14 protein-coding genes, 2 tRNA genes and 2 pseudogenes are annotated in these 19,823 nt (G+C 67.4%); 10 read left to right on the top strand and 8 right to left on the bottom strand.

All coding sequences use genetic code 11. The features are described 5' to 3' along the window. Window positions 1-117: 117 nt before the first annotated feature. The 4 genes and pseudogenes from OV207_RS14335 to OV207_RS14320 all read right to left on the bottom strand — a co-directional run. Entirely contained in the window at window positions 118-588 is a 471-nt protein-coding gene (locus OV207_RS14335; RefSeq protein WP_267555819.1) for an NUDIX hydrolase, read from the bottom strand. Beyond that, window positions 585-1,787, bottom strand: coding sequence for a DUF2380 domain-containing protein (locus OV207_RS14330; protein ID WP_267555818.1), 1,203 nt, complete (start codon window positions 1,785-1,787; stop codon window positions 585-587). Before OV207_RS14330 ends, OV207_RS14335 begins: the two co-directional genes overlap by 4 nt. 319 nt (window positions 1,788-2,106) lie before the next feature. Next, window positions 2,107-2,595, bottom strand: a pseudogene (locus tag OV207_RS14325) (hypothetical protein); the annotation flags it as partial. Window positions 2,596-2,695: 100 nt separating this feature from the next. Continuing rightward, window positions 2,696-2,977: pseudogene (locus tag OV207_RS14320) on the bottom strand (transposase); the annotation flags it as partial. 472 nt (window positions 2,978-3,449) lie between these two features. On the opposite strand from OV207_RS14320, the gene OV207_RS14315 reads away from it, so the two are divergent. Further along, a complete protein-coding gene (locus OV207_RS14315) occupies window positions 3,450-8,219 on the top strand; it encodes a metallophosphoesterase (RefSeq protein WP_267555817.1) in 4,770 nt (1,589 codons plus the stop codon). A 572-nt stretch (window positions 8,220-8,791) separates the two neighbouring features. On the opposite strand, the gene OV207_RS14310 is transcribed toward OV207_RS14315, so the two are convergent. Then, complete coding sequence (locus OV207_RS14310) at window positions 8,792-9,394, bottom strand: CopG family transcriptional regulator (RefSeq protein WP_267555816.1); 603 nt, start codon at window positions 9,392-9,394, stop codon at window positions 8,792-8,794. An 82-nt stretch (window positions 9,395-9,476) separates the two neighbouring features. Here OV207_RS14310 and OV207_RS14305 point away from each other — a divergent pair, with 82 nt between their 5' ends. Beyond that, window positions 9,477-9,650 carry a hypothetical protein gene (locus OV207_RS14305; RefSeq protein ID WP_267555815.1) on the top strand — a complete coding sequence of 58 codons (174 nt, stop codon included), beginning with the start codon at window positions 9,477-9,479 and terminating at the stop codon, window positions 9,648-9,650. Between the two features lie 536 nt (window positions 9,651-10,186). Here the strand turns inward: OV207_RS14305 and OV207_RS14300 are convergent. Beyond that, a tRNA-Glu gene (locus tag OV207_RS14300) sits at window positions 10,187-10,259 on the bottom strand. A 12-nt stretch (window positions 10,260-10,271) separates the two neighbouring features. After that, window positions 10,272-10,344 (bottom strand) — tRNA-Lys (locus tag OV207_RS14295). Window positions 10,345-10,527: 183 nt separating this feature from the next. Between OV207_RS14295 and greB the strand changes: the two genes are divergently transcribed. The 5 genes from greB to OV207_RS14270 all read left to right on the top strand — a co-directional run bounded on the left by greB (window position 10,528) and on the right by OV207_RS14270 (window position 14,783). Next, a complete protein-coding gene (greB, locus tag OV207_RS14290) occupies window positions 10,528-11,064 on the top strand; it encodes a transcription elongation factor GreB (RefSeq protein ID WP_193430726.1) in 537 nt (178 codons plus the stop codon). A gap of 9 nt (window positions 11,065-11,073) precedes the next feature. Continuing rightward, window positions 11,074-11,991 (top strand): deacetylase, encoded by a 918-nt coding sequence (locus OV207_RS14285; protein ID WP_267555814.1) that lies wholly within the window; start codon window positions 11,074-11,076, stop codon window positions 11,989-11,991. A gap of 272 nt (window positions 11,992-12,263) precedes the next feature. After that, window positions 12,264-13,583: a PhoH family protein gene (locus tag OV207_RS14280; RefSeq protein WP_193430725.1), complete on the top strand. Its 1,320-nt coding sequence runs from the start codon at window positions 12,264-12,266 to the stop codon at window positions 13,581-13,583. A gap of 32 nt (window positions 13,584-13,615) precedes the next feature. Next, on the top strand, window positions 13,616-13,933 hold the full coding sequence (locus tag OV207_RS14275; RefSeq protein ID WP_193430724.1) for a YbeD family protein: 318 nt from the start codon (window positions 13,616-13,618) through the stop codon (window positions 13,931-13,933). An 88-nt stretch (window positions 13,934-14,021) separates the two neighbouring features. Then, the gene (locus tag OV207_RS14270; protein WP_193430723.1) at window positions 14,022-14,783 is read left to right on the top strand and encodes an SAM-dependent methyltransferase; all 762 of its coding nucleotides are present in this window, start codon (window positions 14,022-14,024) and stop codon (window positions 14,781-14,783) included. 73 nt (window positions 14,784-14,856) lie between these two features. On the opposite strand, the gene OV207_RS14265 is transcribed toward OV207_RS14270, so the two are convergent. Beyond that, complete coding sequence (locus OV207_RS14265; RefSeq protein WP_193430722.1) at window positions 14,857-15,945, bottom strand: diacylglycerol/lipid kinase family protein; 1,089 nt, start codon at window positions 15,943-15,945, stop codon at window positions 14,857-14,859. A gap of 406 nt (window positions 15,946-16,351) precedes the next feature. Between OV207_RS14265 and dnaK the strand changes: the two genes are divergently transcribed. The 3 genes from dnaK (at window position 16,352) to OV207_RS14250 (ending at window position 19,800) form a co-directional block, all read left to right on the top strand. Then, window positions 16,352-18,265: a molecular chaperone DnaK gene (dnaK, locus tag OV207_RS14260; RefSeq protein WP_193430721.1), complete on the top strand. Its 1,914-nt coding sequence runs from the start codon at window positions 16,352-16,354 to the stop codon at window positions 18,263-18,265. A 231-nt stretch (window positions 18,266-18,496) separates the two neighbouring features. Further along, complete coding sequence (locus OV207_RS14255) at window positions 18,497-19,357, top strand: hypothetical protein (protein WP_267555813.1); 861 nt, start codon at window positions 18,497-18,499, stop codon at window positions 19,355-19,357. A 35-nt stretch (window positions 19,358-19,392) separates the two neighbouring features. Continuing rightward, window positions 19,393-19,800, top strand: a complete 408-nt coding sequence (locus OV207_RS14250) for a thiol-disulfide oxidoreductase DCC family protein (protein WP_193430719.1) — start codon at window positions 19,393-19,395, stop codon at window positions 19,798-19,800. The last annotated feature ends 23 nt before the right edge of the window (window positions 19,801-19,823 follow it).

Genomic DNA, 19,823 nt, shown 5'->3' with positions numbered 1-19,823 from the left:
CGCAATGGAAGACAGTGAAGGGCGGTGCCGCAAGTTCCGTGGACACCCGAGATGTGATGAAGGGGGCCAAGGATGTCCACGGATACGAAGCAGAGAAGGAAGAGCAGCCGCTTCCGGTCAGGCTTCCTCGTCGGGGAGGAGTGTACGAAGAAGCTCGTCGTCGGGGCCGAGCGGGCGCCATCCAGCCGGGGGGGGATTGGCGAGCAACGCATCTCCGACCCGCTTCGCACGCCCCTTGTGCGTCTCGGGGGTGTAGGCGATCCAGCGACCAAGCGCCTTGGCGACGGTGAATCGGTTCTCGTCGTCAAGGACACACGGCCATCCGTCGGGAAGGCTCTGCGTCAGCATGCGCACGAGAACATCACGCACAAAGCGCGTCACCTGCTTGTACTGCTCCGCCTCGTAGAGCAGAGCACTCAAGATCTGTACCCCTGCAACATCATCCGGTCCCAGCTCTTCGGCCAGAGCCACCAACGATACGGTAGGACGAGCATTTGCAAAGGCGGTGAGTGACTCGTACCCGCGCTTGCGTACCCGTTCGTACAGGCGTGCCGTGATGTTGCCCCGCCAAGCGTCTCCGCCGCTCATCGACTTCTCCCGGAGACGAAGTTCATCGGGACTCTGTATTCCTTCATGTTCTCCGCAACGATGTTCAGGACTTGGCTCCTCGTCAACCTCCGGGCAGCCAAGTTCTCCGCTTCGCGTAGAGCCTCCATGATCATCCGGTTCCACTCACCGGGCCATGTGCGTCCCAGCTTCCAGTTCCCCCCACCGTGAATCGCTTCGTGGTGGGCCTGCTCCAACCGGACGCAGAACTGGTCGATGTCCATGTCGCCCTTGAAGCCGCGCTGCTCGAACCACTCGCGGTGCTCCTGCGGCAGCACATGGTGTTTCGGAGCGTCCGACATGCCCGCTCCCGCCCTGCCCGTCACCTGCATGCCGCGCACCTCGGGGCTGTCCCCCAGCGCGTCGCGCACCCCCTTGGGCAGGCCCTGATGCGCCTGGGCCATCGTGACCTGTCCGCCCTGAATGAGGACGGCCGCGCCGACGGCGGGAACGGAGATGACGCCCGCCTGCACGAGCCTTCGCATCATCTCCACCCACTCGGCGGAGACCACCCTCCGCGAGCCCACCATGACGCCACCCGAACTCATCACGAGGCCCACGCCAAGCGTCGCGGGGGCCGAGGGCGGCACGCGTGGCATGGCCATCTTCATCGTGGAAATCATCGTGACCATCTCCACCGCCTGCATCACCGCGATGACCTGCCCGCCAAACTTCATGGTCGCGCGGGTTTCCCGCTGGAGCGTGTCGAACTGACGGGTCAGCTTCCCCATCAGCTCGGGCATAGCGGTCGTCGCCGCCTCTACCTGCTCCGGGTCCAGTGAGGCGAGGTCCGTCAGCGTCGGCTCCGTCAGCCCCTGCACGCGATGAAGGTCCACGAATATCTTCTCGACGCTGCACATGGGGCAGTTTCGGAGCACGGCGTCCACGAGGTGCAGGAAGTCCACCCAGGTGGCCAGCAGGAGGGTCCCGAACCAGGCCGCCTGGAGTTTCGGTCCTGTCATGCGCAGCAGGCCCAGCCCCATGTCCGTGTCGCCGACTTCCGAGGAAGCCTCCGTCAACGTGGTGGCGCTCCCAAGCGCGGCATGAAGCCACGTCGCCTGCTCGGAGCCCTGGTCGAGGTAGCGAGTGAAGACACCCGTGAGGCCCCATCCGCCAAGGGCCGGAGAACGGGCCGCCAGCTTGGTGAACGCGGTCTCGACGCCGCGCAGGGAGCCCTTCACTTCGTCCGTGGCGTCGAGAACTGCCTGCCGCGTCGATGCAGCGCTCCGGGCCCGGCCCCCAACGGCTGTCTCCCTGCTTCCGTCTCCCACGGCTGTCACGTCGTCACGCGGCTGCTGGCGGCGCAGGAGCCGTTGCTCGGACCCGGCGAAGGCGCGCGGGAGGGAGTCCCGGGCGCGCGGGGGCTCACCGCTCGGCGTTTCCACCCAGGCGGGCGAGGAGGCCTCACGCGGCGCGTAGCTCAAGCTTCGGCCACCCCCAGGCGCTTGCGATACGGAGGCGCATCCCGAGGCAATCAGCACCAGTGCCAGCACCAGGGCGTCAGCGCGCATCGTCGACCCCCAGGTCCACCGAGGCGAACGCCCCCGGCCGCAGCGTCCCCTCCGACGTGGGAAGCAGCAGCGTGCCGCCCGTCCCCATCGCGTAGAGCTTCCTGCCCAGCAATGGCCAGCGGACCTCCGCAGCACCCAGGTAACGCGCCCCGGGCTGTCCCATGCCCACCCCGAGTCCCTTCAACGCCACTTCGAGGCTGCGCGCGAAGAGTTGCACCACCACGCGCCCGTCCACGGCGAAGCGGCCCCACGAGAAGGCTTCTGCGCCCAGCGACAGCTTCAGGTGCCTGGAGAGGCCGCTGTAGGGGACCGCGTCCCAGCCCACCTCCGCCTCGCCATAGGCCGAGTACCCGTCCGGAAAGGGTGCCCCCGCCAGCGGAAATTCCTCCGGCCCCGCCGCCTTGAAGCGCGCCAGTTCGTAATCCGGGCCGAAGAAGCTCTGACGGAAGCCGCCGTGCTGCCTGCGCACCTCCAGCCGTGCCAGTGAAGACCAGGAGCGGGATGGCTCCTTGGGGACCGCAGCCTCGGAGTCAGGCGAAGCCATGACCACTCCTCGCATGGGAAGGTGAGCTTGCCGCTGCTTTTTTTAGGAAGTCCCGCTCCATCTGCAACTGGCGGTTCTCCTTGCGCAGCCGTGCCAACTCCTCGCGCTCGACCGTCGTCAACGCTCCTGTCTTGCCCGGGCCCCGAGCCACTCGGGCCCGCTCGACCCAGGTGCGCAAGGCCGCCTCGGTGAGGTCCAGGTCGCGAGCTACCTGACCCACCGTCTTGACCTCTTCCTGCACCAGCCGGACAGCCTCCGCCTTGAACTCGGCGGTGAAGCTGCGGCGCTTCCTTCTCGACTTCGTCTCCGTGGACATCCTTGGACCCCTTCATCACATCTCGGGTGTCCACGGAACCGCGGCAGACTCACATTTCGGTTACCCCGTCCGGTCTGCCACGCCTCCAGAAGGGCCTGCGAGCGGGTCCTGCGTGGGACTCAGTGGAAGAGCTGTCTGCGACCTGCAGGCAGGCAGGCAGGGCTCCGGGGACCGTTGACCGTCCGCGCCCCTCGGGCGCACCTGGGGTGCGCGGCAGTTCAGGACTCGCGCGCCTCTGCCGTCACGCGCAGGGCGAAGAGAAGGCCCGCAGGGGACGGCTCTCATCCTCCGCCTCCGGCTTCGCCCCTGCTCGGGGGAGCGGCTACGCCACGTCGCCGATTCCGTCTGCTTCAGCGCGGATGGCGGCATCCACGGCTTCGAGCCCTGGCGCGTCTCGCTCCAACCACCGGCTTTCCGCCGAAGGCCTCTCGGGGCATGCTGAGCCTCGCAATCTGTCTGCCCTGGGGGGCACGTGGCGCGTCTCAACTGGCTTCACTTCTCGGACCTGCAGATCAGGGCCCAAGGCTCACCGTTGCTCCAGACGGAGTACCGGGATGCGCTGGAAAAGGATCTGCGGAGGCTGCACGCGCGCTCAGGCCCCTGGGACCTGGTGTTCATCTCGGGAGACTTGACGAAGGCTGGCACCCAACGGGAGTTCGAGGTGGTGGGCTCGACGTTGGACGCGCTCTGGAAGTTCTTCCACAGCCTCGGCTCCAATCCCACCTTGCTCGTGGTGCCCGGCAACCACGAGTTCCTGCGGGGAACCCTGGTGCGCGGTGCGGACGCACGAGTGGCATTTCAGAAGGCATCGGACCCTGACACCAGCTCGCGGGAGATTCGTACCGGCCTTGCTCCCTTTACGGAGTGGTTCAGCGCCTGGCGGAATGCGCATCCAGCACCTGCGTTGCGGAGCTTCCGCCAGGGGCTCCTTCCGGGCGATTTCGCCGCGACGGTGGAAAAGGATGGGATGCGCGTTGGCATCGTCGGGCTTAATTCCATCTTTCGGACGGGTGCCCACATGGACCCGACAGACTCTCACGAGGTCGATATCCAGCAGCTGGATACGGCCATGGACAATGACCCGCTTGGGTGGGCTCGGAACCATGAGCTCGTTGTGCTCCTGTCCCACCATGGTCCACCGGAGCTTCAATCCCAGTCGCTGGAGCAGCTTTCGGCGGTGGTCACGCCCGCTCACGGGTTCCTGCTCCACCTGTGCGGCAGCGCTCGCATCAAGAACGTCTTCTCCCCCGAGAAGGGCGTCAGCACACCCAGCATCTATGCACCATCGCTCTTCGGCTGGGCGGGTCCCCAACCCGGGCTTCGCCGCTGGGGCTATGTCGCGGGAACCGTCGAGACACATGCCGGCAGGCCGGCAGCCCGGCTGACCCTCTCCTCCCGCGTGGCCACGCAGTCCCGGACTGGCATGACGCTCGTTCCGGATGAACGGCTGCATGCACCCTTGGAAGAGTCTTTCTCCACGGACCTCTCTCCTTCACGGAACACGAGTCTCGGGTTGGGCGCGGCGCTGGCGCTCGTCCGAAGCGAGGGCTCCCGTCCCAAGAGCGACCGTGCCGGCACCCGTCTTCGAGTCATGGCGCGCCCCCCTGAGCCGACGAGCGACGTGCCGGCGGGAATGACCTACCGGGAGACACTGGACACCGGACACGCGGGGGTTGGATGGATGGCGTGGGACCCTTCGGGCGTCACACTCGCAGTGGGCCTCTCGGACGGCCGCTTCGTGAGTTGGAGGCCGGGAAGGAGCGCACCGCACCCGGTCCAGGCCCACGAGACGGAAATTGTGGACCTCTGCTTCGCGGCGGACGGCGGGATGTTGGCATCCCGCTCCAATCACCATGTGTACTTTTGGAACGCGGATGGGACGCGGGCCAGGGACATGGCGCCCGTCGAGACGAATGGAATGGTAGTCGCGTGGTCACCTACCGGGCTGGTGGCCTTCGACAACGCAGCAGGTGAAGTCCTCGTGTGGGAGCGCGTAGATCAGATGTGGATGGGCCGTGCGCGGGTCCGGTCGAATCTGGCGTCCGTGTTCTCCATGGCATGGTCACCGGGAGGGGACTTCCTGGCAGTCGGAGGGAGCACTCAGGGCGGGCAGGGAACGTTCATCGTCTTCCACGTCGCGCCGAATTCCACCCAGCTGATGGCACAGGCGCTGGAGCAACGGGTGGAGGGGCATGGCGACGTCCTCGACGTGACCTGGCATCCAGTGAAGCCATGGCTCGCCCTGGCCAGCAGGGACAGGACCGTTCGTGTCTGGAATACAGCCAGGGACACCCCGGTCGCCGTGCTCGAAGGGAACACGGATGCTGTCGTGGGTGTGTCGTTCTCCAGCGATGGGTACTTGCTCGCGTCCAAGTCCCTGGATGGAAGCGTGCGCCTGTATCGGACTGACACCTGGACGGAGGTCGCGAAGCTCGAGGAACCAGCTTCCCCCCTGTCCTTCGCCGGGCTGGCCTTCTCTCCGACAGACCCTGTCCTGGCCACACTGGCGCCTGAAGGCGTCGGGGTACGGCTCTGGGACATCGATGTCGCGGCCCTGGTGATTACACCGGAGCCTCTAGACACAATGCACGTCGTCAGCGCCAAGGTGGTGCTGGTGGGGGAGGGACGCGCGGGCAAGAGCTGTCTGGCCCAGCGGATGACCGAGGACCGCTACGAGGACCTGGGCTCCACCCATGGCATGCGGTTCTGGACCCTGCCCGTGCCGCCCGAGCCCGGCAGCGACAGCTCACATCGGGAGGTCATCCTGTGGGACATGGGTGGGCAGAGCGAGTACCAGCTCGTGCATCAGCTCTTCCTGCACGACTCCTCCCTCGCGCTGCTGGTCATGGAGCCGGGACGAGGCAAGCCGGCGCTCGACGAAGTGGAGGGGTGGAACCAGCGCTTCCTGGTCCAGACGACAGGTCGCACCGTCCGCAGACTCCTGGTGGGCACCAAGGTCGACGATGCGCACGCGCCGGTGGACCCGGGAGCCATCCAGCCATTCGTCCAGCGTCTCGGCTTCACGGACTACATCTCGACCAGCGCCAGGGCCGGGCTGGGCATCACGGAGCTGAAGGCCCTGCTGGCGCGCACCGTCCCCTGGGACACACTCGAAAAGGTGAGCCGCCCTGAGCTCTTCCAGCGGCTGCACGAGTACCTCCAGCAGTTGCGCGGAGAGCGCCGGGTGGTCATCACCTTCCCGGACCTGGAGGTCGAGCTGCGGCGGGAGCTGGGGGGCCCCGTGGACGCGGAGGCGCTCCAGGCGGTGGTGGCCCAGCTCGCGCGCCGGGGGCTGCTGGCGGATACGCGCATGGCAGACACGACGCGGGCACTCATCCTAGATGTTGAGCAGGTGGAACGCTACGCCGGCTCGCTCATCCTGGCCGCGAGGGACAATCCGCACGGCGTGCCCGCCATCGACGTGGCGAAGATGCGCTCGCGCTCGATGCAGTTTCCCCGCATCCGGCCCGAGGAACGGCTTCGCCGGGACCAGGAACTCATCGTGCTCGACTGCGTCACCCAGCTCCTCATCGAGCACGGGCTGTGCCTTCAGCACGAGGGGCTGCTTATCTTCCCCTCACTCTTCCGGCCGCTACCGCCCGAGCGTGCGGAGGCGTTCCCCTACTCCGTCTCGCTGCACTACGACTTCGCGGGCCCCGTCGACAACATCTACGCCTCGCTCGTAACCTCACTGGCCATGAGCCGGGGGTTCGGCCAGATGCGCTTGTGGGAGGACCGGGCCGAGTTCAGCTGGGTCGGGGCTGGCATGGTGGGCGTCCGGTGCGTCCAGCGTGGCACCCAGGGCACACGCGGCTTCGCCCGCATGGACCTCTACTTCGACAGCGAAACGTCCCGGGACAAGCGAGAGCTGTTCGCCAGCTTCGTCGAAACGCATCTCGCCGAGCATGGCGTGGAATTGGTGGAGGGGCTTTCCATCACCTGCAAGTGTGGCCAGGTGTTCGAGGAGAAGGTGGTTCTCGCGCGCATCGAGGCGGGACAGGCCGACATCGGCTGCCAGGTGTGCGACTGCAGGGCGCCACTCATGATGGGGGCCCGGGCCGCCCAGACCCAGGACCCGGAGCTGGTGACGAAGACCCGGGTGCTGCGCACGCGTGTCCAGGAGCAACGCTCACAGAGCATCACGGAGACCAAGGTCCTCATGGCGGAAGCAGACAGACTGGCACCGGCACAGGAAGAAACGCCCATCCGAATCCTCCACTTGAGCGACCTGCACGTGGGGGCGGGGCAGGACCCTATCAACCTGCTCGAGCCCCTCCTGACGGACCTGCGGGACCGGGAGGATGGGCTGGGTGTGGAGCGCGTGGATTACCTGGTCATCTCCGGGGACATCACCAACCGGGCGACGCCGGAGGAGTTCGAGCAGGCCCGCGAGTTCGTGTCCCAGCTCATCCACGAACTGGGCCTGACGTCCGAACGTTGCATCATCGTTCCCGGCAATCACGACTTGCACTGGGACACGGACGTCTACAACCTGAAGAAGAAGCGGCAGGTGAGTGAGAAGGACCTCAAGCCGGGCATGTTCCACCAGACAGGAGACGTGTACTTCGTGCGGGACGAGGTGAAGTACCCCGAGCGGTTCCGCCACTTCTCCGAGCGCTTCTACCATCCGCTCATGCAGAAGGAGTACCCGCTCTCCGAAAAGCACCAGTGCATCCCGTTCCTCTTCAGCGACACCCACCTCCAATTCCTGGCCATGAACTCGGCGTGGGAGATTGACGAGCACTTCCGGGACCGCTCTAGCGTCAATGACAGTGCGCTGTCTCGGGGGCTGGTGGAGGCAGAGAGGCAGGTTGCGGAGGCGCGCAAGGCGGGCACGCTCGCAGCGGACGCGAAGGTTCTTCGACTCGGCGTGTGGCACCACCCCATCACGGGCAACGAGAAGATCCAGGCGGATGCGTTCATGCAGCGGCTGCAAAAGGCGGACGTTCGGGTCTGCCTGCATGGGCACGTCCACGAAGACCGCGCGGACCTGTTCGGCTACATGCATCCGACGCGCAGGATTCATGTCGTGGGAGCGGGCAGCTTCGGAGCGCCCACGGCGGGCCGTCCCGAGTCCGTCCCCCGGCTCTACAATCTCCTCACGGTGAAACGGGACCTCAGCGGCATCCGCGTCCATACGCGCAGCCTGCCCAAGCAGGGCGGGTCATGGGGGCCTCACGCGGTCTGGAAGGGTCCGGAGAAGAACGTGATGCGCGCGTTCTATGAAGTACCGATGACGTGAGCCGCTATTCCTTTCAGGGGCGCTCGGCAGTGCGCTCCTCCTGGCCATTCGGTCCACCCTGGACGGTCATGGTGACCTTCAGCTGCAGGCGAAGGAAAGGTGATGGCCTCCGACGAGTGGAGGGCTGCGGCGCGGGCCTTGTTCCATACCGCTGAGACAGTCCGTGAGGGTCCTGCTGAGACGGATTGGCACGGAAATAACAAGTATTCCAATGACATGCTGTCTCGCGCTAGGAATCCCCCTGCGGCGGAGTGCATCCCGCTCCAGGTGCGCAACTGCGGCCATCTCTGGTCCCTCAAGCAGGTGCGGAGGAGGCGAGCGAGGCGCCCAAGGCAGCGTTCAGGAAGGAGCGGATGAAGGAGAGGACGCCGCGAGTGGACTGGGCAGAGAGGGTTGTCCCCGGGGGGAGGAGAGGGCTCTGTTTCGCGTCCCACTGCTTGTGGGTGTTGGGCCCTCGGGCTCTCTGTCCATGGCTGCCTCCGCAGCCAACATCACGCACCAGCAGAGGCGCGTAGGGCAATGGAGGGGGCCAGTAGGGCATCCCCTCCACTCGCTCTTGCGTAACCGCAGCATCAGCCGAAATAGACGTCCTTCGCCGCATCGAACTTGCGGGTGATCCCCTTGGCTTCCGAGGGATGGTCGCTTCCCCTCAGGAGCGCATCCCAGAATGCTTTATCGAAGAGCTTGTGCAGGAACATGTACCGGCACGTCGCGATCAGCTTGAACCGACCCCACGCCGAATACCCCGAGCGCACATCGTAGTGGCTTTCGAGCTGGTAGAAGCTTGGTACGTCCTCCGCCAGCCAGCGGTCATCAAGGTACGTTGAGAGTTCCTCGACCATAGCTTTAGGCACCTTGAACTGCTCGGCGAAGGGTTCGTGAAGGTGGGCCGACTCATTGAAGAGGGGATAGACGCACTCGTCCCAAGCGTAGATGTAACTATCGGGGAACAGCTTCACTTCAGGATCTGCGGTCTTCGCCGCGACGAGCACGTTGAAGCGGGCGAGTTGAAAGAGCCGCTTGTCGTCCTCGGGTCGACCAAGCCCAGCCTCGACGAGTTGGCGCACAGCTTCCGAGCGGGACATTGATTCCGGCCGCTCGTTGCGCCACTTATCGATGCGTTCCAGGGTTTCTGCGTCGAGCCGCAGCTCGAAGCGCTCACTTTTAGCGATCATAAGTATCTCCGTAAATACGCCGGTCATTCCGTACGTATGTACGTAACTTACGAGTCTTGGTACGGTCTGTCAAAAGGTCGCGGTGAAGTGGACGGTCATCGACCGGATGCCGGTGGAAGTCGAGCACCTCAAGGCGGCGGAGAGCACCGTCGATTTTTACGAGGTGGAGGAGTACGAGGGACTGGTGCAGGCCGCCGAGAAGCTCGGCCCGGCGCAGCTGCTCGGCGGTGACGCGGGCCTGCGCATGGGGAGATGATCGCGCTGGAGTGGAGCGACGTGGACCTCAGGCGCGGGTTACTCAAGGTGCAACGCTCGGACTGGAAGGGACACGTCGAGCTTCCCAAGGGCGGGCGGCCCCGTGAGGTGCCGCTGACACGCGCCCTGGCGTCGGCGCTCGTGCGCGCCCGTCACCTCCGAGGTGAGCGGGTATTTTACCGCGTGGATGGGTCGCTGGTGTCCCAGTAGACGGTCCGGAGCTGGATGTCCGCGCAGAAGCGGGCCGGCTCAAGGTGACGGGGCGCTCTACATCCTTCGCCACGCTTTCTGTAGCCACCTCGCCATGCGAGGCGTCCCGCCGCTCTCCATCAAGGAACTCGCGGGCCCACCGCAGCCTTCGTCCCCCCCTGCGGTACATGCACTTGGGGAAGGGGCAGAAGCACCGCGCCATCCAGATGCTGGAGGAGGGGCGGGATGCGTTTCCGGCTTGGAGACATCCTGGAGACGCGTCAGGGCCAGAAAGGCACCGAGGCCGAAAACCGCTGGTGCTCAGCGGCTTCCGGCCTCGGCTTGCTGTGTCCCCGACGGGATTCGAACCCGTGTCGCCGGCTTGAAAGGCCAGTGTCCTGGGCCTCTAGACGACGGGGACGTCTACACTTCTTGAGTCGCGGGGGGCTCGAACCCCCGACCCTCGGCTTAAAAGGCCGGTGCTCTACCAGCTGAGCTAGCGACTCGCTATTCTTTTTTTCGCCGCTCGCGCTGAACCACTTCCGCGAGGCGCTTCCTACCAGCAGCGCCCCGGGACTTCCACTAACGATCGCAGTCCCCGCGACCTGACGCCCTCATCCCGACCCCGGGTGAACATCCGCCCGGCCTGCTTCCGCTGCCTGTCAGCGTCCAGGGCTATACACAGGAGCATGGCCCAGGAAGTTCCCGAACCCCCCGATGCCCCCGAGGACGAAGAGGAGGGGGAGCAGGCACCGTTCCGCCGCTACCTCACCCGGGCAGGGGCCGAGCGCATGCACAAGGAGCTGCTCCAACTGCTCAACGAGGCGCGCCCCAAGGTCACCGCCGAGGTCTCCGCCGCCGCCGCCCAGGGCGACCGTTCAGAAAACGCCGAATACATCTACGGCAAGAAGCGCCTGCGGGAGATCGACCGGCGCATCCGCTTCCTCTCGAAACGTCTGGATACCGCCACCATCGTCACCCCTTCGGAGCAGGGGGACCGCACGAAAGTCTACTTCGGGGCCACAGTGACCCTGGAGGACGAGGCCGGCGCGCGGTCCACGTACCAGATTGTCGGCTCGGATGAGATCGACGCCACCGGAGGCCGCATCAGCGTCGAGTCCCCCATGGGCCGCGCACTCCTGCGCAAGTCCCCGGGGGACACCGTGGAGGTGCGGCGCCCCCGGGGGGAGATTGAGCTCACCCTGGTGGACATTCGCTACGACTAGGACGCCCCCATGCCCCGGACGCCGCAGATCAGTCCCCGGTTGCGCCGCACCTACTCGCGCCTGAGCGGCCTGGAGCTGTCCGCCTCCGAGGGCGAGTCCCTGTCCCTGGACGACCTGGGCCTGGAGTCCGTGGACGACCGCGTGGGCCTGGCGTTCGGCACCTACAGCCGCGAGGGCCTGGAGCGGGCCCTGACCGCCTACGGCTTCACCCAGCGCCTGGAGGAGCGGGTGGGCCCCTTCGACTTGCGCCTGTCCTGCCAGGATCCCTTCCAGCCGCGCCTCACCTTCTGGAGCCGCCGCTACCACGCGCCCGTCGGGGACCTGTCCCTGCGCCGGGCCACGGGCGCGGAGGTGGGCTTCACCCACGCGGCCGCGGAGGCCCCGCTGCTCTACGTGGACAGCCTCCTGTTGCAGCACCCCGGACGCCCCTTCGACTGGAACCGTCCGCCGCTGCCCGGGCAGCTCCACCCCGGCCTCTCGCTGTCGCGCGACATCCTGGAGCTGCTGCACCTGATGGCCCGCCGCATCGGCGCGGAGGCCGTGGCGCTGATGCCCGCGACGTTCGCGGCGGCCTGCGTCTACGACCCGCGCTACACCTTCGTGGACGGCGCCGCCCAGGGACGCTTCAGCGCCCTTCGCCGCGCGGGCCGGGGCTTCCCGCGCTGGCTGCTGGCCTGGGCCGTGGAGCTGGACTGCATGCGGGACGCCCAGGGGCAGCCCGCCCTGTTCACCCCCCACGCCGATGATCAGCCCCCTGTCACGGCGGCTGTCGCGGCGCCTGGACACCCGGGGCTGGCACGAGGCGCAGCGCTTCCACGCGAAGCAGGCCCTGACGCTCGACGAGGAGGCCCTGCAGGCGCGCTTCCCCTGGGCCCGGATGCCCCCGGGCCCTCCGCCCGAAAGGGTGGTGGAGCTGCTCGGGTATGATCCGCTGTCGCCCGAGTCCTCCCTGGTGACGGGGCCCCTGGCGTCAATGCCCCTGCGGTCCAGCGCGGGCCCCTGAGGGCCGCCCCTGGACCGCGTCGCCCGGGCCCGGTGAGGACGGTGGCCGTGCTTTTTTGGACGTCCCTTCGTCTTCCCAGGCGGGAATGACGGTGGTGCCCCTTCGTTCGGTGCCTATATTGGACGGGGTTGTCATCCTCGTCCGTCGCTCGCCGTCCGCAATCGCACCCGAACCAGGTCAGGTCGCGAAGCCCTCGATGCGAAAGAACTTCATCCTCGACACGAACGTCCTCCTCCATGACCCCCGCAGCATCTACGGGTTCAAGGACAACAACGTCATCATCCCCATCTACGTCATCGAGGAGATCGACAACTTCAAGCGCGATCTCTCCGAGCTGGGACGCAACGCGCGACTGGTGGCGCGTTACCTGGATTCATTCCGCGCTGAAGGCTCCATGAAGGAGGGTGTCCCGCTGCCGCACGGCGGGATGCTGCGCGTGAGCTTCACCGACCGCGCGCTGCCGTCGTCCATGGTGGACAGCAACCTGGTGGACAACCGCATCCTCGCGGTGGCCCTGGACCTGATGGAGAAGGAGCCGGAGACCCAGGCCGTCTTCATCACCAAGGACACCAACCTGCGCATCCGCGCCGACGCCCTGGGCCTGTCCGCCCAGGACTTCGACACCGAGCGCGTGGAGATCACCGACCTCTACACGGGCTTCACCGAACTGCTCGTGCCCCAGGACCTGGTGGATCAGCTCTACAAGCCCGGCGGCGAGGTGGAGGTGCCGGCCCAGGACCGGCTCTTCCCCAACCAGCTGGTGCTGGTCAAGGACGAGCTGAACCCGTCCCATACGGCCATGGCCCGCTTCAACGCGGCCAAGGCGCGGCTCGTGCCGCTCGCGCGCCATAGCAAGGAAGGCACCTGGGGCATCCGTCCGCGCAACATGGAGCAGGCGTTCTGCCTGGACCTGCTGCTCAACGATGAGATCAAGCTCGTGACCATCGTGGGCAAGGCGGGCACCGGCAAGACGCTGCTCGCCATCGCCGCGGGCCTGCAGAAGGTGACGGAGGAGGGGCTGTACCACAAGCTGCTGGTCAGCCGGCCCATCTTCCCCCTGGGCCGGGACATCGGCTACCTGCCGGGCAGCGTCGAGGAGAAGCTCAACCCCTGGATGCAGCCCATCTTCGACAACGTGGAGTTCCTCATGAACCTGAGCCGCGCGGACAAGAAGGCCGGGCGCGGCCACCACGAGCTGATGGACCTGGGGCTGATGGAGATTGAACCGCTCACGTACATCCGTGGACGCAGCATCCCCAACCAGTTCATCATCGTGGACGAGGCGCAGAACCTCACCCCCCACGAGGTGAAGACCATCCTCACCCGCGTGGGCGACAACACGAAGATCATCCTCACCGGCGACCCGTTCCAGATCGACAACCCGTACGTGGATTCGACCAACAACGGGCTCGTGCACGTGGTCAACCGCTTCAAGAACGAGAAGATCGCCGGCCACATCACCATGGCCAAGGGCGAGCGCAGCATGCTGGCCGAGCTGTCGGCCAACCTGCTGTGACGCACCCGAAGTCCTCAAGCCCGAGAGATGTCATGACCCAGGACGGCTCCGACAAGCCCGCGGCCCCCGATGAGGAGAAGAAGCCCCTCATCGAGTACCCCACCACCTACGAGTTCAAGGTGATGGGCAAGGTGACGGACGAAGGGACGCTCAGCTTCGCCGAACACGTGCGCCAGCTCTTCAAGCGGAAGATGGGGACGGAGGTGTCCCCGGACTCCATCCGGCAGCAGCCCAGCAGCAAGGGGAACTACATCTCCCTGAGCGTGGCGGTGTTCCTGCTGTCGGAGGAGCAGCGCCGCGCCATCTATGAGGCGCTGCACGAGGATCCGCGCATCGTCTACTACCTGTGAGGCAGGCGTCGCGTGGGCTCCATCCCAGGGTGGGGAAGGGGGCTTCCGGTGGCTGGAAGTCCGGCCGGGCTGCGTATATGAGGGTGGCATGAGTCCCGCCGAGCCATTCCCGCTGTACCACCCGCCGGGTGCGCAGCGCGCGTTCGGCTCCGACGACGCCACGCGCCGCTTCGCCAAGGTGGCCCAGCTGGACCCCGGCGCCCGCGTGCTGGTGCTTGGCTGCGGGCCGGAGGGCAGCGCCGCCGTGCTGCTGGCCCAGGAGCTGCGCTGCTCCGTGGTGGCCGTGGACACCGACGAAGCCCTGGTGTCCCCCGTGCGCGAGCGCGTGCGCTCCCAGGGCCTGTCGGATCGCATCGAGGTGCGCCGCGTGGCCCCGGACGCCCTGGGCATGCTGGACGGGCCCTTCCACGGCATCCTCGTGCCGGGGCGCGTGCAGTACCCGCTGGACGTGTCGCTGCGCGTGTTCCGCCAGCTGCTGGGCAAGCGGGGCCGCGTGGGCTTCACCTTCCCGGCGCGCGTGGGCCGCTTCACGCCCAAGCCGGTGCTCGACTTCTGGGAGAAGCGCCTGGGCGCGCCGCTGCTCCTGCCGCGCGAGCTGCTCCAGGCCCTGGAGGGCGCGGGCTACGAGCCGGAGTCCGTGGAGTCGCTGCACGACACGGAGCTGGACGCGCTCTACCGGGACATGGAAGCGCACCTGCCGCAGGCCGCCTCCCCGGAGAGCGCCGCCTTCCGCGAGGAGCTGGCCCTGCACCAGGAGCACAACCACAAGCCGGGCGTCAGCTATGCGTTCGCGGTGGGGCGGCGCAAGGAGCCGGGCGAGAAGCCCCCCGCGTCACGCGACCGGGGCTGACCTGGGGTGTCCGTTGGGGGAGCCGGCTGTCGGCTCCCGGCCGGGGCCCCCGTGAAGGGCCCCCTTTCCGGCGCTACTGGATGCCGTTGAAGTCGAGCAGCTCGATGGACTCAGGGGCCACCGACAGCGTGACCTGCTCGCGGTAGCCGGCCGCGTCGCCGCCCACCTGGAAGGGCATGGGGCGCGCGAAGCGGATGGTGACGTCCTTCGCGTGGAAGTCGTGCAGGCCTTCCGGGGCCCAGCGGCCGTTCCAGAGGCGGGGCAGGTTGGCCAGCACCTGCGTGGGCGACACCTGCCCCAGGCGCAGCTGGAGGTAGCCCCGGCGGTCATTCGCGTACGGGAACATGCGGAAGCCGTAGCCGTAGAAGGGCATGGTGCCCGCGGCGGCCATCATCAGCTTGCCCCGGAAGAGCACCGCGCCCGGAGCGATGGGGCCGCCCACCTCGTGGCCCTCCGCGCCCAGCCGGTACGCCTCCGCCGCGCCGTTGACGACCTCGCACTCCACCAGCACGGAGCTGGTGAGGTAGTGCGGCACCGTCTTGAAGGCCACCGCGGAGAAGTAGCCGCCGCCGCCGGACATGACGCGCTTGAACATGCCCTTGCCCAGGGTCTCCTTCACGGCGATGTAGTCGTTGAGCACCTTGCCATCCACGCCCAGCCCCGCGAAGGGCGCGCGCTGGCCGTCCACCTGCACCAGGTCCATGGCGCGCACGCTGGGGAACTCCGCCGCGCGGGCCCGCACCACGTCGTTGAGGATGCCGTCGCCCCGGGTGCTGGAGGCGTTGACGAACGCCGCGATGCCGTTGCCCGTGCCCAGCTTGAGGATGCCGAAGCGCGGCGCGGCCTGCCCGGCGAACTTCCCGCGCGGGCCCACCTGCTGCAGCACTTCATTGACGAAGCCCATGAAGGTGCCGTCGCCGCCGCCGGTGAACACCGTGGGGTAGCCCCGCTCCAGCACCGTCTGCGCGATGCGGCGCGCGTCCAGCGGCGAGCGCGACAGGAAGAGGTCCTCCTCCGGCACCACGTGCGACAGCAGCTTGACCACCCGGGCGTCCACCTTGCGGGCGTTCGCGTTCAGCATGACCGCGACCTTCGGCTCGGCGGACGGAAGCGCCGACGGGGCGCGGCGGAAGTCCGTGGAACGAAGGGGCTGGACCAGCATGGACGACTCCAGGGGGCGGGGGGCAGGTATGACAGTGATGACGCGGTTTGGACTGTGCACTTTTCTCGCCAACCGTTAACGCAAGGTGTCAGGCGCGGGAGTCGCAGAAGTTTCAAGGGGTTGCATGGTTTGCTGGTCGTCGGTGTGACCGCTCGGTTGCTACCGCGGGGTGACGGCGGTGTAGAGCGCGTTACGCACCCGTGGCGCCCGAGTGGCAGGCAGGTGACGCGGCCCGGCGTGGCGCTGCGCACTGCGCTACGCAGGGGGCGTCATCACCTTTGGGCCAGGGCCCCGAGCGCCCAGCGGAAACCCACCCTGTCGTTTGACACACCAGGGGGGGTGGTTACGTTGGGCGTACATCAGGACTTCGCAGGAAAAACGCAGTTATTTCCAGAGGATGGGAACCGTGGGCAAGATTATCGGAATCGACCTGGGCACCACGAACAGCGTGGTGGCGATCATGGAGGGTCGCGAGCCCAAGGTCATCGTCAACGAAGAGGGTGCACCCACCACGCCGTCCGTGGTCGCGTTCACGAAGGATGGGGAGCGCCTGGTCGGTCAGGTGGCGAAGCGTCAGGCCATCACCAACCCGGAGCACACCGTCTACTCGGTGAAGCGCTTCATGGGCCGCCGGTTCGAGGAGATCTCCGAGGAGTCGAAGCTCGTCCCCTACAAGGTGGCCCGGGGCACCAACGGCGACGCGCGCGTGGACATCAGCGGCAAGCAGTTCAGCGCGCCGGAGATCAGCGCGCAGGTGCTGCTGAAGCTCAAGCGCGCCGCGGAGAACTACCTGGGTGAGAAGGTGACGGAGGCGGTCATCACCGTTCCGGCGTACTTCAACGACGCCCAGCGCCAGGCCACCAAGGACGCCGGTGAGATCGCCGGCCTCACGGTGCGCCGCATCGTGAACGAGCCCACCGCGGCCGCGCTCGCGTACGGCATGGACAAGAAGAAGGATGAGAAGATCGCCGTCTACGACTTCGGCGGCGGCACCTTCGACGTGTCCATCCTGGAAGTGGGCGAGAGCGTCGTGGACGTGCTGGCCACCAACGGTGACACGCACCTGGGCGGTGACAACATCGACCTGGAGCTCATGAACTGGCTGATCAGCGAGTTCAAGAAGGACACCGGGCTGGACGTCAGCAAGGACAAGATGGTCATCCAGCGCCTGAAGGAGGCGGCGGAGAAGGCCAAGATCGAACTGTCCAGCGCGATGCAGACGGACATCAACCTGCCGTTCCTCACGGCGGACGCTTCGGGTCCCAAGCACCTGAACGTGAAGCTCACGCGCGCCAAGTTCGAGCAGATGATCGGCCCCCTCGTGGAGCGCTCGCTGGAGCCGTGCCGCAAGTGCCTGAAGGACGCGGGGCTGGATCCGAAGGACCTCAACGAGGTCGTGCTCGTGGGCGGCACCACGCGCATCCCGATGGTGCAGGAGGCGGTGAAGCGGCTGTTCGGCAAGGAGCCCAACCGCACCGTGAACCCGGACGAGGTCGTGGCGGTGGGCGCCGCGGTGCAGGCCGGCGTGCTCTCCGGCGAGGTGAAGGACATCCTCCTGCTGGACGTGACGCCGCTGTCGCTGGGCGTGGAGACGCTGGGCGGCGTGATGACGAAGCTCATCGAGCGCAACACGACCATCCCCACGCGCAAGTCGGAGACCTTCTCCACGGCGGCGGACGGTCAGACGCAGGTGGAGATCCACGTGCTGCAGGGTGAGCGCGAGATGGCGGGCGACAACCGCAGCCTCGGCCGCTTCCACCTGACGGGCATGCCCCCGGCGCCGCGCGGCGTGCCGCAGATTGAGGTGACGTTCGACATCGACGCGAACGGCATCCTCAACGTCAACGCCAAGGACAAGGCGACGGGCAAGGAGACGAAGGTCACCATCAGCCACTCGTCCGGTCTGTCGAAGGACGAAGTGGAGAAGATGGTCACCGACGCTCGCGCCAATGAGTCCGCGGACAAGGCGCGCCGCGAGCTCATCGAGGTGAAGAACCAGGCGGAGAGCCAGTCCTACGCCGCGGAGAAGATGGTCAAGGAGAACAAGGACAAGCTCACCCCCGAGGTGGCGAAGGCCATCGAGGACGGTGTCGCGGAGCTGAACTCCGTCCGCGAGGGCCAGGACAAGGACGCCATCAAGGCGGCCCTGGACAAGCTCCAGCAGGCCAGCTTCAAGGCGGCGGAGGAGATGTACCGCGCCACCGGAGGCGCGCCGGGTGCCACGCCTCCTCCGGGTGGCGAGCCGTCCGCGGCGCCGGGCTCCAGCGCCCAGCCGTCCGCCAAGGACGACGTGGTGGACGCCGAGTTCCGCCAGTCGTAAGGCCATGAGGCCCCCGCCCCAATGCGGCGGGGGCTGAAGCTCCAGGGCCGGTGCTCCGACGAGGGGCGCCGGCCCTTCTTCTTTGCCCGGGTCGCTTCCCACGCCGTGGATGGGAGTGCCGGGCGCAGGATGAAGGGGGAGGACAACCCCGCGATTTCACGCGGTCCGGGCTGGCGGTGGTGCTGCAAGGAGCAGGCGGGTTCCTCGCTGCCCCCCGGAAGGTGTCCCGCCATGTCCCGTATCGAGTCCCTGCTGTCCGGCGTCCTGCCCCAAGCCCCCGCTCCCGAAGTCCTGTCCGGCCCCGCCCCGTCGCGCGCGGAGCCCGCTGGCCGGCCGGTGACGTCGGCCCCGTCCAACTCCGTGGAGGTGTTCCGGGGTGGGGGCGTGCCCGCCGCGACCTCCGCGCGGGCCTCCCCGGTGGCTTCCCGGGCGCGGGAGGACAACGGCTTCGACTTCGGCGTGGGGGGCGCGTTTCCGCCCCGACCCACGGGGTCCCTGAAGGAGCAGGTGAAGCAGGGCGCGCTGCTCCTGGAGCAGACCCAGGCTGCGGCGGTGAGCGTGACGCTGGACGTGGGCACCGCGATGGACGCCTACGCGCGCAAGCACCTGGGGCAACTGGAGCCGAGTCCTCCCATCGCGGGCGCGCCCACGTCGCTGACGGACTACACCAGCACCATCCCGGGCGTGTCCGCGAAGGACGCCTACGCCGCTTTCGTGGGCCACCCCGAGCTGCTCTTCGGCGCGGCGGGCATCTTCCTGCGGCCGGCGGCCAGCGCGCTGACGGATGGCGCCCGGCTGTTCCTGGAGGAGCAGGGGCCGCCGCCGGTGTGGGCGCCCATCACCGTGAAGCTCGACGCGGAGCAGCGCGCCGTCCACATCACGACGCTGGACGGCCACCCGCTGCGTGGCACCAACCGCTTCATCTTCGATGACGACGGCACCGGAGGGACGCGCATCCGACAGTACTCGGCCTTCCAGGGCAGCTCCCCGGCGACGTCGGTGGGGCTCGCGCTGATGGATCCCATTGAACGACAGCACGACATCTGGCGCAGCGTGCATGGCCAGCTGCATGACATGCTCAAAGTCCGTTGACATAGAAGACAGGGAAGCCCGTGGGGAGGTGACGCGTGACGACGCTCCAGACAACGCCGCCGGGACATGACGTGGTCCTCTACGACAGCCACTGCCGTGTCTGCAGTGGGGCCGCCAGGGAGATGCGGAAGCTGGTGGGCAACCAGGGCACGCAGCTGCTCTCGTTCCGCGACGAGGGGGTCCTGGAGGCCTTCCCCGGCGTCACCGCCGAGCGGTGCGAGAAGGCCATGCAGCTCATCCAGGCGGATGGCCGGGTCCTGGAGGGGGCGGAGGCCATCGTGCGGGCGCTGGGACGACGCCCGTTGGGCCGGCTGCTCTACGTGTACTACGTGCCGGGGGTGCGCCAGCTCTCGGACGTGGTCTATGGGATGGTGGCCCGCTACCGCTTCCGCATCGCGGGTCGCAACTGCCCCGACGGGGCCTGCGCGGTGCACTTCAAATAGGGGATGGGGGGCGGGTAGCATGC

Source organism: Corallococcus sp. BB11-1 (assembly GCF_026626625.1).
Lineage (GTDB): Bacteria > Myxococcota > Myxococcia > Myxococcales > Myxococcaceae > Corallococcus > Corallococcus soli.
The sequence above is the reverse complement of the archived record's forward strand: the minus strand, read 5'-3'. Positions and strand labels throughout refer to the sequence as shown.

Bases quoted from the DNA above. Each gene is read 5' to 3' on its own strand.
- OV207_RS14270 (WP_193430723.1), top strand. From the start codon at position 14,022: ATGAGTCCCGCCGAGCCATTCCCGCTGTACCACCCGCCGGGTGCGCAG.
- OV207_RS14255 (WP_267555813.1), top strand. From the start codon at position 18,497: ATGTCCCGTATCGAGTCCCTGCTGTCCGGCGTCCTGCCCCAAGCCCCC.
- OV207_RS14310 (WP_267555816.1), bottom strand. From the start codon at position 9,394: ATGATCGCTAAAAGTGAGCGCTTCGAGCTGCGGCTCGACGCAGAAACC.
- greB (WP_193430726.1), top strand. From the start codon at position 10,528: ATGGCCCAGGAAGTTCCCGAACCCCCCGATGCCCCCGAGGACGAAGAG.
- OV207_RS14335 (WP_267555819.1), bottom strand. From the start codon at position 588: ATGAGCGGCGGAGACGCTTGGCGGGGCAACATCACGGCACGCCTGTAC.
- OV207_RS14280 (WP_193430725.1), top strand. From the start codon at position 12,264: ATGCGAAAGAACTTCATCCTCGACACGAACGTCCTCCTCCATGACCCC.
- OV207_RS14285 (WP_267555814.1), top strand. From the start codon at position 11,074: ATGCCCCGGACGCCGCAGATCAGTCCCCGGTTGCGCCGCACCTACTCG.
- OV207_RS14265 (WP_193430722.1), bottom strand. From the start codon at position 15,945: ATGCTGGTCCAGCCCCTTCGTTCCACGGACTTCCGCCGCGCCCCGTCG.
- OV207_RS14275 (WP_193430724.1), top strand. From the start codon at position 13,616: ATGACCCAGGACGGCTCCGACAAGCCCGCGGCCCCCGATGAGGAGAAG.